This is a genomic window from Actinoplanes sp. M2I2 (assembly GCF_023544445.1).
GTDB lineage: Bacteria > Actinomycetota > Actinomycetes > Mycobacteriales > Micromonosporaceae > Actinoplanes.
On the sequence record NZ_JALPVJ010000011.1, the window covers coordinates 262939 to 275017 of the forward strand.

Sequence of the window (12079 nt, forward strand, 5' to 3'; positions counted from 1 at the left end):
AGCGTTCAGCGGGCGGCGGCGGGACGCCGGCGCCCGGTGGACCGGGGGGTCAGTCGCGGGTGGGTTGCGGCAGTTCTGCCGTGATCTTGGCCAAGAGGGTGTGCAGGGTCGCCCGCTCCTGCTCGTCGAGCGGCGCCAGGATCGTCTCGTCGGCGGCGGCCATCGCGGTGTCGAAGCCGGCGATGAGCTCCTGGCCGGCCGGCGTCGCGAAGACCTGTTTGACGCGCTCGTTGCCGGGCTCGGACCGGCGCTCGACCAGTCCGCGGCGCTCGAGACCCTGCAGCAGGCTCGACACGCTGGCCGCGCTCGTGCGGGTCATCCGGGCGATGTCCCGCTGGATGGCGCCGGGCTGCCGCGTCAGGTAGCCCAGCACGAAGGCCTGCTCGTGGCTGAGCTCGCGGGCCCGGATCCAGTCCTCACCGGCTCGGCGCTGAGCCCAGCCGATCCAGCGGACCAGTTCGAGCGAGGTGGTGAGCCGGGGTGCGTCCATAATCAAAACTCTAACTGTTAGGGCTCTAACCGTCAAGGCTCTAACGTTCGCCGCTCCGGAGCATTCCGGCGGTACGCGGCGCACGCCTGGTCGACGAGCGCCGGCGCCCGCTCGACGAGGCGGTCGGCGTCGCGCAGCAGGGTGATGCGGCCCCGGGCGATCCCGGCGGTCACCAGGGTGTCGGCCACCGTGGCGTGCAGGGTGGCGCCGCGCGCGGCGTACTCGGGATCGGACCGGTCGGCGAGCAGCAGCACGCTCGCCCACTCGGGGATGCGCCCGGTCAGCGCGGAGAGCCGTTCGAGCCCGTCGGGAGTGGCCGCCGCCCACGGGTCGATCAGCACCAGGGCGGCCCCCTGACCCAGCGCGAACATGTCGGCCGGGCGGTCCACGACGCGGACCGGCTGCCCGAGCCGGTCGGCCACGTCGGCCACGTACGCGGCCACCGGGAAGCGGCGCAGGTCACGGTACGGGGACCAGGCGCGCGCGGCCGGCCCGTACGAGGCGGCCGACCGGCCCGGCGGCAGGTCGAGGCGGGTGGGGGCGAGCACGGCCACCGTGAAGACGATCGCGCCGGCCGCAGCCGGTCCGGCGCTGACGTCGTCGATCGCCGCCGCCAGCGGCGCCGGGCGCGGGGCGTCGGCGGCCAGGGTGACGATCCGGTACGCGAGGCGGCGCACCAGGGTGCGGTACTGCCGGCGGTAGAGGCTGAGCCGCGACATCGCCTGCAGCCCCTCCTCGGCGTACTCGGGAATCCCGGCGCCGAGCCGCAACGCGGCGACCCGCTCGCTGTCGTGCTCCCCGGGCGGCCAGGGCACCCAGTGCACCGGCAGCAGGAAGCGCTCACCCATCGCCGGGTCGGCGTAGCGGCTGACGAACGAGGCCCGCTCGCGCAGCGGCCACGACTTGTTGAAGTAGCCCGGCGCGTAGAGCGCGACGAACACGTCGGTGCCGCTCAGCGCGCCGGCCAGGGCGGCCTTCCGGTCGGCCAGGGGGCGCACCAGGCCGTCGTGGTGGCCGACCGGGACGCGGCGGTCGGCGCCGGCCAGCCGGGCCACCTCGGCCGACAACGCGGTGAACAACTGCCCCGGCCAGTGGTCGGCGCCGGGCCGGTCGTCGGCGCGCAGCCGCACCGAGTGGCCGTGGCTGAGGTGGAAGTAGTACCGCGGCTGCCTCATCGGCCACCCCGTTCGAAGGTGGTGCGCAGGCCGGCCGGGCCGGGCAGATGCAACGGTTCGACCCGGTGGTGCCGGCGGATGCGCTCGACGTGCTGGGCGATCCGCCAGACGACGGCCTGGTAGATCGGCTCCTTGCCGGTGCGCAGCAGGCCGAGCAGGCCCTCGGCCCGGTAGTCGGCACGGAAGTCGTCACGCAGCCGGCCCGGCACGAACAGGGGGACATCGGCGACCGCCGGGGGCAGCGGGCCGGCCGGCGGCGCCCACAGCACCGGCACGATCGCGCTCGCGTCGTGACCCGTGGGTTCCGCCCGGCCCGGCCGGGGAACCACCCGCCTCCGCGAGAACAGATCCCATTCCCGCGCGCACCACGCGCTGCCCGCCAGGTACGGCCCGGAGAGCAGGCTGACGAAGACCTGGCAGGTGCCGGCCGCGTGCAGAAGGCGTTTCTCCCACAGCTCGCCGCCGCGGACCACGTCGAGGAAGCCCGGATGCCGCCCGGGCAGCGAGCCGATCAGGTTGTCGACGTCCTCGGTGAGGTCGTCGAAGAAGCGCCGGACGAACCGGTTGGCCTCGCGCGGCGGACCCGCGCCGGACGCCGGCGGGTCGGGTCGCCAGTAGCTCACGAAGAAGACCGGGGCCGCCGGGTCGTCCGGCTCGGCCGCCTCCGCCACGCTCACGTCCTGTGCCACCAGACGCTCAGTCAACCACGGGAGCGCACCCTCCATCCAGGACGGTGCCGACCCGGCCGCCGGTCAGTGGCGGGTGGGGCCGAGCACGCGGTAGACCGTCGTCTGCTCCAGGACCCGCGGCTCCTCGACGTCGCCGTCGCAGAGCAGGGCCACCGGCTGGCGCGGCAGACCGGAGATCTTGTCGGGCATCCAGCCGACGACCAGCCAGACCTTGTCGTCGGCGGGACGGGCCCCCGGCTCGCGCAGATAGAGCGGAAAGTGCTGCGGAATCACAACCTGACGCTACAGCTTCTCCCTGGTGCCGCGGCGCGTGTTGAGCACTTCGGCCGGCACGGTGACGGGCCCGTCGCCGGCCGCGAGCCGGTCGATCAGGGCCACGTCGACGGCGTCGTCCGGCCCGGGCATCGGCGCCCAGGCGTCCCACGGCAGAGCCTCGACGCCGGCCAGCGCGGCCCGGTCGAGGATCACCGAGCGGGCCACGAACCACTCCCCCTTCATCTCGGGCGCACCGCTGAAACCGAAGGAGTCCGGGTCGGTCGTTCCGGAGCGGACCTGGCGCCACGCGTCCGGACCGGTCAGGAAACGGGCGGCCGGAAGGTCGAGCGGGTCGAAGGCGAGCCCCAGGGCGTCGCGCTGCAACGCGTCGATCTGCGGGTCGGCCAGCCGCCACCGGTCGCCGTCACGCCACTGCACCACCCAGTGATCCTCGTGGAAGCCGGGCAGGAAGTAGTCGGCGAACCCGGCGCGGGCGCGGGCCTCGAAACCGTGCGCGCGCAGCATCGCGACCGTGACCACCGAGAAGCTGCGGCACATGGTGGCCACCCGGTCGGCCGGGTCGCGGGCCTCACCGAGCGGGCGCTCCCCGGCCGCGTCCAGCAGGTCCTCCGTACGCCGGAGGTGGGCGCTGCCGGGGTGGGCCACCGTCACCCCGTACCGACCGGCCCAGCCCTCGTGCAGGAACAGCCCCTGCACGGCGGAGACGATCGCGGCGAGGTCACCGGGCAGTCCGGCCACCGCACCCGCGTGGCGGCCGAGATCAGTCATCGTTGTCGATGTCATGTCTTCAGGCTCCCGACTGACACCATGTGAGGGTCAAGCCCGGCGGCGGAGCTTCACGGTGTTGTCGGAGCGTTCGTGCGCCACCCCGTCGATGATGTGCTCCCGCGGGTGGATCTCGGCGACGAGGACGTCCCAGCCCTCGTCGAGCTCGAGCCGCTCGATCACCTCGGCCGGCCCGGGCAGCTCGGGCGCGTTCTCGTGCTCGGCGCGGCGGACCGGGCCGGTGTCCAGGTGGCCCTCGATCAGCAGGATGCCGCCCGGCGCCACCGCGGCGGCCGCCCGGCGCAGGATGCCCTCCCGGTCGAACCGGCCCCAGAAATGCAGGAACTGGGCGCTGACCAGGTCGAACTCGCCCTCGGGGAAGTCGGTCAGCAGGTCGCGCTTCTGCCAGTCGACGGTCACCCCGGCTTCGCTCGCGTGCTTCTGAGCCCGGGCCAGGGCCACTCCCGAGATGTCCACGGCGGTGACCTGCCAGCCTCGCCGGGCCAGCCAGATCGCGTCGCCGCCCTCGCCGCAGCCCAGATCCAGGGCACGCCCGGCCGGCAGGTCGCCGACCTCCCGCACCAGCACGACGTTCGCGTCACCGCTCCAGATGCGGTCGTTCTCGGAGTACCGGGCGTCCCACGCTTGTTCGTCGCTCATGGGACCAGCCTGGGGGACGGCGAGCCGCAGGCCAACGAACCTTGCCAGGACAGCAAAACCGCGTTGCGGAGCTGGGCGTCAACCGGCCCGGCGGCGGGCCCGGCGCGCGGCCAGTTCGTCCCCGGCGGCCGGTTCCGGGTCGGTGCCCACCGGCACCGGGCCACCGGCCGGCTCGGCCGGCAAGTGGGACAGCGAGCCCTGGATCTCCTTGAAGGCGCCGCCGATGGCGATGCCGAACACACCCTGACCGCCCTGGAGCAGATCGACGACCTCCTCGGGCGACCGGCACTCGTAGACGGTCGTGCCGTCGGAGATCAGCGTGATGCCGGCCAGGTCCTCGACGCCGCGCGACCGCAGCGTCTCGATGGCCCGGCGGATGTTCTGCAACGACACCCCGGCGTCCAGGAGTCGCTTGACGACCTTGAGAACCACCAGGTCACGGAACGAGTAGAGCCGCTGCGTGCCCGAACCGGAAGCATCCCGGATGCTCGGGACCACGAGCGTGGTGCGGGCCCAGTAGTCGAGCTGGCGGTAACTGATGCCGACCGCCTGACACGCCGTAACCCCGCGATAACCGACCGAGCCGTCCTCGCCGACGAGGGGCCCATCTTGTTCAAGAGGCTGCTCGTGCACGCGACCACCTCCCCGCTGCGCGGTGCCGCCGCTTCACCTGGACTTCACGAGCGTATATCTCAGCGCCCGCGGAAACAGAGAAGTAACGCGACGACACGCCGCGCACGGGGAGGCAGTTGTCGATCTTTGAGGCCCTCGGCGAGGGTCGTCAGCCTGCGAAATCCTCGGGCCGGACCTGGTCGAGGAACTCGCGGAACTTCTCGACCTCGTCCTCCTGCTCGTCGGGGATGACGATGCCGGCCTCGGTCAGGACCTGCTCGGCGCAGCGGATCGGCGCCCCGACGCGCAGGGCCAGAGCGATCGAGTCGCTGGGCCGCGCCGAGACCCGCACGTCCTCGCCGATCAGCAGATCGGCGTAGAAGACGTTGTCCTTGAGCTCGGTGATCTCGACCGCGGTCAGCGGCGCGTCGAGCGCCGTCAGGATGTCGCGCAGAAGATCGTGGGTCAGCGGCCGGGCCGGCTTGACACCCTGCTGCTCGTACGCGATCGCGGTCGCCTCGACGGCGCCGATCCAGATCGGCAGATACCGATCGCCGTCAACCTCTCGCAGCAGGACGATCGGCTGGTTGCTGGGCAGCTCCACCCGAACTCCGACCACGCTCAGCTCGCGCACAGCCCCGCCTCCGTGTCGTTGTCGCGCCGTCCCGCACGGCTGCCCCTCACCTGCACGTTACACGCCTGCCGTCCGGATCCGACGGGTGCGGCATACCCCTGGAAAGCCTAGGCGAATCCGCCTCAACGACCGAGTTCGCCGCGCAGTCCGGCGCGGACCAGAGCGGCGTGCAGACGCTGCGACAGCGCCTGCAGATCCCGGGCCGTCTCGTTGGCGCGGGCCCGCGCGGCCGGGTCGCTCTGCCGCACCAGGGGCGCCAGCAGCTGTGTGAACAGGCCGACCTCCCGGTCGGAGGCGGTCCGGAAGCCGCGCAGGTGACGCAACTCGAGGCCGTACTTGGTCAGACCGACGACCGCCTCGACGATGATCACGGCGTCGCCGTCGTACCACCCCGGCGGTCGCGCGGTCACCAATCCCATCCGCTCGAGCTCGTCGAGGAGCTCGGCGGTGGCGCCCGTGCGTTCGATCACATCCTCCCGGGGGACCCGGGTGTCGGACGGATCGGCCGCCTTCTCGGCGCCCACGGCGACCAGAGCCGGGCGGCTGGGCGCCACCGGCTCGGACTCCAGCTGCTCCAGCTGCTCGCGGATCACGCGCAGCGGAAGGTACTGATCGCGCTGGGCGGTCAGCACGAACCGCAGCCGCGCGACGTCGTTCCACGAGTACTTGCGATACCCGGAGGCGGTGCGCTGGGGATCGACCAGCCCCTCCGCCTCCAGGAACCGCAACTTGGAGATCGTCGTGTCGGGGAATTCGGTGCGCAGGTGGGCCAGCACCTCCCCGATGCTCATCAGCGCGGACTCACGCCCGCCCTGGGGGCGTGAAGCCCCCGGGTCGCGCGCCGCCGCCCCCGACGAATTCACTGCTAGCTGCCCTCTCCCTCGGGCCGCGGGCCGGCGATGAACACCAGCCGGAACTTGCCGATCTGCACCTCGTCACCGTTGCTCAGCGTGGCCGCCTCGACCCGCTCACGGTTGACATAGGTGCCGTTCAGCGAGCCCACGTCGCGCACCGTGAAGGTGCCGCCGTCGCGGTGGAACTCGGCGTGGCGGCGGGAAACCGTCACGTCGTCGAGGAAGATGTCACTGTCGGGATGCCGGCCGCTCGTTGTCACGTCGTGATCCAGCAGGAAGCGGGCGCCCGCGTTGGGACCCCGGCGCACCACCAGCAGCGCCATCCCGGGCGGGAGCGAACCGGACATGCGGCTCGGCACCACGTCGGTGTCGGGACCCTCGAGCACCTCGTCGAGGGCGCCGAGGTTCAGCGTGGACGTGACGTCGAGTGGGGGGAACTCGTCGTCTGGGCGCGTCATGGACCACCTCACGGATCAGTTGGTCGTCGCCTCGCGGCACGGGTCTCCCCCGCCGCAGCCGGAAGGCTTGGACGCACGACTATCGGTTTCAAAGGCATAACATTCGTTGTGCCCCGCGAGCCTAGTCAGCGCCAATATCGCGGGGCAACCGGACGCGCTGACTTCCGTCAGCCCGGCCCGGGACAGCATCGGCTCGGCTCAGCGGGAAAGCCGCGGCTCAGCTCTCCGTCAAAGCTTTGTAGGCGCTCGCGTCCAGCAGAGACGCAATCGCCGCGGAATCGGCCGGCGCGATTTCCACCAGCCAGCCCGCCGCATAGGGCTCGGCGTTGATCAGCTCGGGCTCATCGGTCAGCGAGGCGTTCTTGGCCACCACGGTGCCCGAGATCGGCGCGTAGAGCTCGGAAACGCTCTTGGTCGACTCGACCTCGCCGAACGTCTCGCCGGCCGTCACCTCGGTGCCCTCGTCGGGCAGGTCCACGAAGACGATGTCGCCGAGCGCGTCCTGCGCGAAGTGGGTGATGCCCACCCGCACGGGCCCGCTGCCGTCTCCGGCCACCCACTCGTGCTCAGCCGTGTACCGCAGGTCCTCAGGAATCACGCGTTCTCTCCCGTTTTCACGAATCCCCGCCGCCCCTTTCAGGACGCCGGCCGTGCGTATTGCAATGTGGTCGCATCGCGGACCGCGGTCACCTCGACCAAGGTCCGTTGTTCCAACGTCACGCTACCGCCGCCGCTGTTCACGGACGCCACCACCCCGCCGGGGATCTGCAATGCCGTCTGCATGACCTGGGGAACGCCGATGACGGTCAGAACATAGGGCCCGGTGAGCCGGTCGCCGTCCACGATCACACCGCCGCCCTCGGCGTCCACGAAATAGCTGGACGCGACGACCCGGACCGCCCGGCCACCGGCCCCGGCGATCTGCATGACCTCGCCGCCGGCGCCGCGCAGCTCCTGGACGGTGTTGAGGATCGCCGACGCCTTGACGCCGTCGATCACCAGCCGCAGGCCCGGTCCGCGCCCGGCCACGGTGCCGGCCAGCAGCCCCAGCTCGTCGGCGCGCTTGTCGGCCTCGGCCAGCGCCGCCTGCCGTCCGGCCACGCCCGAGGTGAGCTGACGCTGGCTGGTCTCGAGCGCCCCGATCTCGCTCTGCAGGCGGCTGTCGCGCGCCTCGAGGTCGCTCAGGATCCGGACCAGGTCTTCCTGGCGCGCGCTGGCCAGGCCGTCGTCGCCGTCGTTGCTGCGCAACTGCACCACCAGGGTGAAGCCGAACAGCGCGAGCAGCGCCAGGATCAGCAGCCCGGCCGGGGTCGGCCGCCGGCCGAGCGCCCGCATGAGACCGGCCACCGGGTGCTCCGGCGCCGCCTCGACCGGCTTCCCGGGCGTGTCGGTGTTTCCGGGTACGACGACCGGGCCCGGTACGTCGGCCGGTGGCTCATCGATCGGCGACTTGCCGGTCGGAGGTTCGCCGGTCGGCAGTTTGCCGGCCGGCGGGGCCGGCTCCGTCTCCACCGGTGTCACCGGATCGGGTGACGGCAGGGACAGCCGCCGGGTCGGTCCGTCGAGTTCGACCGTGGCCGGCGCCGTCGGGCGCGGTGTCGCCACCGTGGGCGCGTCGTCGGTCCTCCCGGCGTCCCGTGGCTCGCCGGAGTCCTGGTTCTTCGCCGCGGCCCTGGTCGGGTCGCTCAGCAGCTGGGTGGCCTCACCGGGGTCCTCGCCGGGCGGCCGCAGATGGTTGCTGAGCAGCCGGGTCACCTCGCCGGGGTCGCGGGCGGGGCGTCTCGGCCGACCGCCCATCAGCTGGGTGACCTCGTCGGCCTCGTTCTCGACGGGACGCGGCTTGCGGCCGGCCGTCGGCATGCCGTTCTCCGGCTGGTGATCGGTCATCGAGTCCTCACCCGCTCAGGCCCGGAACAGGTGCCGGCGGATCGCCGCCACATTGCCGAAGATACGCACCCCGAGGACGACCACCACACCGGTGGACAGCTGCGTGCCCACGCCCAGCTGGTCCCCCAGATAGACGATGAGCGCCGCGACCAGCACGTTCGAGATGAACGACACCACCCACTGCTTGTCGTCGAAGATGCCGTCGAGTTTGGCGCGCACCCCGCCGAACACCGCGTCCAGCGCGGCCACCACCGCGATCGGCAGGTAGGGCTGCAGCTCCGGCGGCACCGTGGGGTGGAACACGATGCCCAGGGCGACACCGGCGATCAGGGCGAGTACGGCGATCATCGGCCGCCTTCCGACGATGAGCGGGACGGCTCGGCCGGGGTCGGCGCCGAGCCGGAGGACTGGGTGGACGGCCGGGGGGTCGTGGACGGCTCGGCGACCCGCAGCTTGAGCTCGGTCGCGGCCTCCAGGCGCAGGTCGTCGGCCTTCCGGGCGTCGAACGACATCCCGTACTTGGCCGCGAGCTGCTCGAAGAACCGTCCGGCGTAGCCGTCCTGGAAGTCCTTCGCGAGGTCGTCGGGGCCGATCGCGACCACCTCGTACGGGGTGGTGACCGGGCTCAGGTCGACCAGGATCGCCTCGCCGGCCTGCCGGATCGTCGACGTCGCGGTCAGCCGTTGCCCGTTGACCGCGATCGCCTCGGCGCCCAGCGACCACAGGGCGTTCGCGGCCAGCTGCAGGTCGGAGTCCTTGACCCGGGCGACCGTGTTGCGCTCCCCGGTGACCGCGTTGACCGGCGTCGGCCCGTCCCCCACCGTGATCTTGGCGCCCGAGCCGCGCACCGGCGCCAGGCCGGTGGCCGCCTCGGTGTCGTGCAGCCGGCGCGCCGTCTGACCGCCGAGTTCGCGCTCGCGCAGCTGGGACACCTCGTCGGCCAGCCGGTCGGCCCGCTGCTGCAGCTCGTTGGTGGTCTCGCGGCGCTTCTTGACCTGGTCGATCAGCTCGGCGCGGGCGGTGGTGCGGGCCGGCTCGTCGGCGACGGTCTGCTGATAGGCGACCACGAGCAGGAAGCCGAGCCCGACGAGGGTGATCGCCAGGACGGCACTGGACAGCATCTTGCGGACCCCGGTGGGCTCACCGTCGCGCAGCTTGCGGGCCGCCGCGTCGGCGTAGCCGGGGTCGAGCGGGTTGCGGAACAGCTCGGTCAGGAAGTCCGGCGCGTAGACCCGCTTGGGCGGTTGCTCAGGCTCATCGTCGCCGGTTTCCGCGGTCTCCCGGTCAGCGACCGGCCCACCGGGTGCCCGGGCGACGTGATCATCAGCTCGCGGGCCGGAAGCGGCGGCGGCCTCGTCCTCGTCCTCGTTCCGGCGGACAGATCCAGCGACAGCCTCATCGGCGCCCGGGGCAGCATCATCGTGGGGCCGGCGGGTTGATCCCGCGGTAGCCTCGCCGGCTCCCGGACCAGCATCACGGTCGGGCGGGCGGACGGATCCCACGACGGCCTCGTCGTCCGCCCAGCGGTGAATCTGCTCGGCGGTCTGGTCGCCGCCCGGCCGCCCAGGGTCCCCGGCCACAGGGTCTGCGGCCATCGGGTCGCCGGCCACCGGGTCGCCGGCCCGCCGGGGCGCTCCCACGGCGGGCTGGTCGTCGGCCCGGTCGGCGGACGAATCGGGTGGAACAGTCATCAGGCCGCCGCCCGGGAGACCCGCAGGAGCCGGGCGGTCTGCACGAGATAGAGCACCCCGGCGGCCCAGTACAGCCCGAGCGCCCACCACGCGAGTCCCCACCCGAGCGGCCCGGCCCACGAGTCGATCGACGGGACGGCCCGCGCCAGCAGGATCACCGGGAACGCCGCCAGCAGCACGAAGGTGCCGGTCTTGCCGACGTAGTGCACGGGCGGAGGCCCGTACCCGTGACGCCTCAGGACCAGCAGGGCGATGGCCAGCACGAGCTCGCGCAGCAGGAGGGCGCCGGTCAGCCAGTACGGGACGACGCCGCGCACGGTGAACCCGATGAGCGTGGCCAGGATGTAGAGCCGGTCGGCGAACGGGTCGAGCAGCTCGCCGAGGCGGCTGACCGAGTTCATCCGCCGGGCCACGAAGCCGTCGACCCAGTCGGTCGTCCCACCGATGGCCAGCACGATCACCGCGGCGACGTCGCGCTCGGGGCCGAGCAGGAGATAGAGGAAGAGCGGCACACCCAGCAGACGGATGAAGCTGATGACGTTGGGGATCGTCCAGATGCGGTCGGACGGGGCGGCGATGGACGGCGCAGGGTGCTGCGACATCGCGACTTCCTCTCCCCCTCCGGTGCCGGGCGGCCCGGCGACATCCCGGCGAGCGGCACGGCTCAGCCCGGATGCATGCGTCCCCCGACGCCCGGATCCCCCGACCGGCCACTCGCCGAGCAACTATAACGAGCTTCAGAACCCTCGGCGCGATCCCGTCACGTGTCGCACAATCCGTCCGCCGTCCTAGGAACCTAGCTTATTGTCGCCGGACGCGATCATGCGGTCCTACCTGGGCTCTCCCGTCCGGGACAAAGACAGCATCGGTCAGGAAAAGGTGCCATCGGTTGTCAGGTTTCGGACCGAGCATGAACGACATGGCGAAGCAGGATCTGAACGACAGAGTGGCACTCGTCGCCGGGGCGACCCGGGGCGCCGGACGGCAGATCGCGGTGCAGCTGGGCGCGGCGGGGGCCACGGTCTATGTGACCGGGCGCAGCACCCGTGGGCAGCGATCCGAGATGGACCGGCCCGAGACGATCGAGGAGACGGCCGAGCTGGTCACCCGGGCCGGCGGGACCGGAATCGCCGTGGCCGTCGACCACCTCGTACCGGATCAGGTCGAGCGGCTCGTCCGGCGCATCGACGACGAGCACGGCCGGCTGGACGTGCTCGTCAACGACATCTGGGGCGGTGATCCCCTGGCCACCTGGCACAAGCCGGTCTGGGAGCAGTCGCTCGAGAAGGGCTTCCGGTTGCTCCGGCTGGCCGTCGACACGCACATCGTGACCAGCCACTACGCGATGCCGTTGCTGATCCGCCGGCCGGGCGGACTGGCGATCGAGATGGGGGACGGCACGACCGCCTACAACGAGGTCAACTACCGGTTGTCGGTGTTCTACGACCTCGCCAAGATCAGCGTCAACCGGCTGGCGTTCGCCTGGTCGCAGGAGCTGGCGCCGCACGGGGGCACCGCCGTGGCCCTGACCCCGGGGTGGCTGCGGTCCGAGATGATGCTCGACACCTTCGGGGTCACCGAGGAGAACTGGCGCGACGCCACCGCCAAGGACCCGCACTTCGCGATTTCGGAGTCCCCGGCCTACGTGGGACGGGCCGTCGCCGCGCTGGCCGCCGATCCCGATCGGGCCCGATGGAACGGCCGGTCCGTGTCGAGCGGTGAGCTGGCCCAGGTGTACGGCTTCACCGACCTGGACGGCAGCCGGCCGGACGCGTGGCGCTATCTGGTCGACGTGCAGGACCCGGGCAAGCCGGCCGACGTGACCGGTTACCGGTAGAGCTGGGCCGGACCCGCGGCCGGTTACCGGTAGAGCTGGGCCACACGCGGC

16 protein-coding genes are annotated in these 12079 nt (G+C 72.1%); 1 reads left to right on the top strand and 15 read right to left on the bottom strand.

Going from position 1 to position 12079, the window contains the following annotated elements; all coding sequences use genetic code 11:
- Positions 1-49: 49 nt before the first annotated feature.
- The 15 genes from HJC40_RS24340 to HJC40_RS24410 form a co-directional block, all read right to left on the bottom strand.
- A complete protein-coding gene (locus HJC40_RS24340) occupies positions 50-490 on the bottom strand; it encodes a MarR family winged helix-turn-helix transcriptional regulator (RefSeq protein ID WP_250003774.1) in 441 nt (146 codons plus the stop codon).
- A gap of 32 nt (positions 491-522) precedes the next feature.
- Positions 523-1665, bottom strand: coding sequence for an FxsC protein (fsxC, locus tag HJC40_RS24345; RefSeq protein ID WP_250003776.1), 1143 nt, complete (start codon positions 1663-1665; stop codon positions 523-525).
- On the bottom strand, positions 1662-2354 hold the full coding sequence (locus tag HJC40_RS24350) for a hypothetical protein (RefSeq protein WP_250003778.1): 693 nt from the start codon (positions 2352-2354) through the stop codon (positions 1662-1664). Before HJC40_RS24350 ends, fsxC begins: the two co-directional genes overlap by 4 nt.
- A gap of 63 nt (positions 2355-2417) precedes the next feature.
- Positions 2418-2627 (bottom strand): hypothetical protein, encoded by a 210-nt coding sequence (locus HJC40_RS24355; protein ID WP_250003780.1) that lies wholly within the window; start codon positions 2625-2627, stop codon positions 2418-2420.
- A 9-nt stretch (positions 2628-2636) separates the two neighbouring features.
- Positions 2637-3413 (bottom strand): transglutaminase-like domain-containing protein, encoded by a 777-nt coding sequence (locus HJC40_RS24360; RefSeq protein ID WP_250003782.1) that lies wholly within the window; start codon positions 3411-3413, stop codon positions 2637-2639.
- A gap of 33 nt (positions 3414-3446) precedes the next feature.
- Positions 3447-4055 (bottom strand): bifunctional 2-polyprenyl-6-hydroxyphenol methylase/3-demethylubiquinol 3-O-methyltransferase UbiG, encoded by a 609-nt coding sequence (locus HJC40_RS24365; RefSeq protein WP_250003784.1) that lies wholly within the window; start codon positions 4053-4055, stop codon positions 3447-3449.
- Positions 4056-4133: 78 nt separating this feature from the next.
- Entirely contained in the window at positions 4134-4688 is a 555-nt protein-coding gene (locus tag HJC40_RS24370; RefSeq protein ID WP_250003786.1) for a MerR family transcriptional regulator, read from the bottom strand.
- Positions 4689-4836: 148 nt separating this feature from the next.
- Positions 4837-5301 carry a bifunctional nuclease family protein gene (locus HJC40_RS24375; protein WP_250003788.1) on the bottom strand — a complete coding sequence of 155 codons (465 nt, stop codon included), beginning with the start codon at positions 5299-5301 and terminating at the stop codon, positions 4837-4839.
- 122 nt (positions 5302-5423) lie between these two features.
- A complete protein-coding gene (locus HJC40_RS24380; protein ID WP_250003790.1) occupies positions 5424-6092 on the bottom strand; it encodes a MerR family transcriptional regulator in 669 nt (222 codons plus the stop codon).
- Positions 6093-6166: 74 nt separating this feature from the next.
- Positions 6167-6613, bottom strand: a complete 447-nt coding sequence (locus HJC40_RS24385; protein WP_202994510.1) for an FHA domain-containing protein — start codon at positions 6611-6613, stop codon at positions 6167-6169.
- Positions 6614-6830: 217 nt separating this feature from the next.
- Positions 6831-7211 (bottom strand): glycine cleavage system protein GcvH, encoded by a 381-nt coding sequence (gene gcvH / locus HJC40_RS24390; protein ID WP_250003792.1) that lies wholly within the window; start codon positions 7209-7211, stop codon positions 6831-6833.
- Between the two features lie 38 nt (positions 7212-7249).
- Entirely contained in the window at positions 7250-7948 is a 699-nt protein-coding gene (locus tag HJC40_RS46645; RefSeq protein ID WP_374272613.1) for a DUF881 domain-containing protein, read from the bottom strand.
- A gap of 567 nt (positions 7949-8515) precedes the next feature.
- Positions 8516-8848 carry a small basic family protein gene (locus HJC40_RS24400; protein WP_250003796.1) on the bottom strand — a complete coding sequence of 111 codons (333 nt, stop codon included), beginning with the start codon at positions 8846-8848 and terminating at the stop codon, positions 8516-8518.
- Positions 8845-10191, bottom strand: a complete 1347-nt coding sequence (locus HJC40_RS46650) for a DUF881 domain-containing protein (protein WP_374272595.1) — start codon at positions 10189-10191, stop codon at positions 8845-8847. The genes HJC40_RS24400 and HJC40_RS46650 overlap by 4 nt, the downstream gene beginning before the upstream one ends.
- On the bottom strand, positions 10191-10793 hold the full coding sequence (locus tag HJC40_RS24410; protein WP_250003798.1) for a CDP-alcohol phosphatidyltransferase family protein: 603 nt from the start codon (positions 10791-10793) through the stop codon (positions 10191-10193). The genes HJC40_RS46650 and HJC40_RS24410 overlap by 1 nt, the downstream gene beginning before the upstream one ends.
- 317 nt (positions 10794-11110) lie before the next feature.
- Between HJC40_RS24410 and HJC40_RS24415 the strand changes: the two genes are divergently transcribed.
- The gene (locus HJC40_RS24415; protein ID WP_250003800.1) at positions 11111-12028 is read left to right on the top strand and encodes an SDR family oxidoreductase; all 918 of its coding nucleotides are present in this window, start codon (positions 11111-11113) and stop codon (positions 12026-12028) included.
- Positions 12029-12079: the final 51 nt, after the last annotated feature.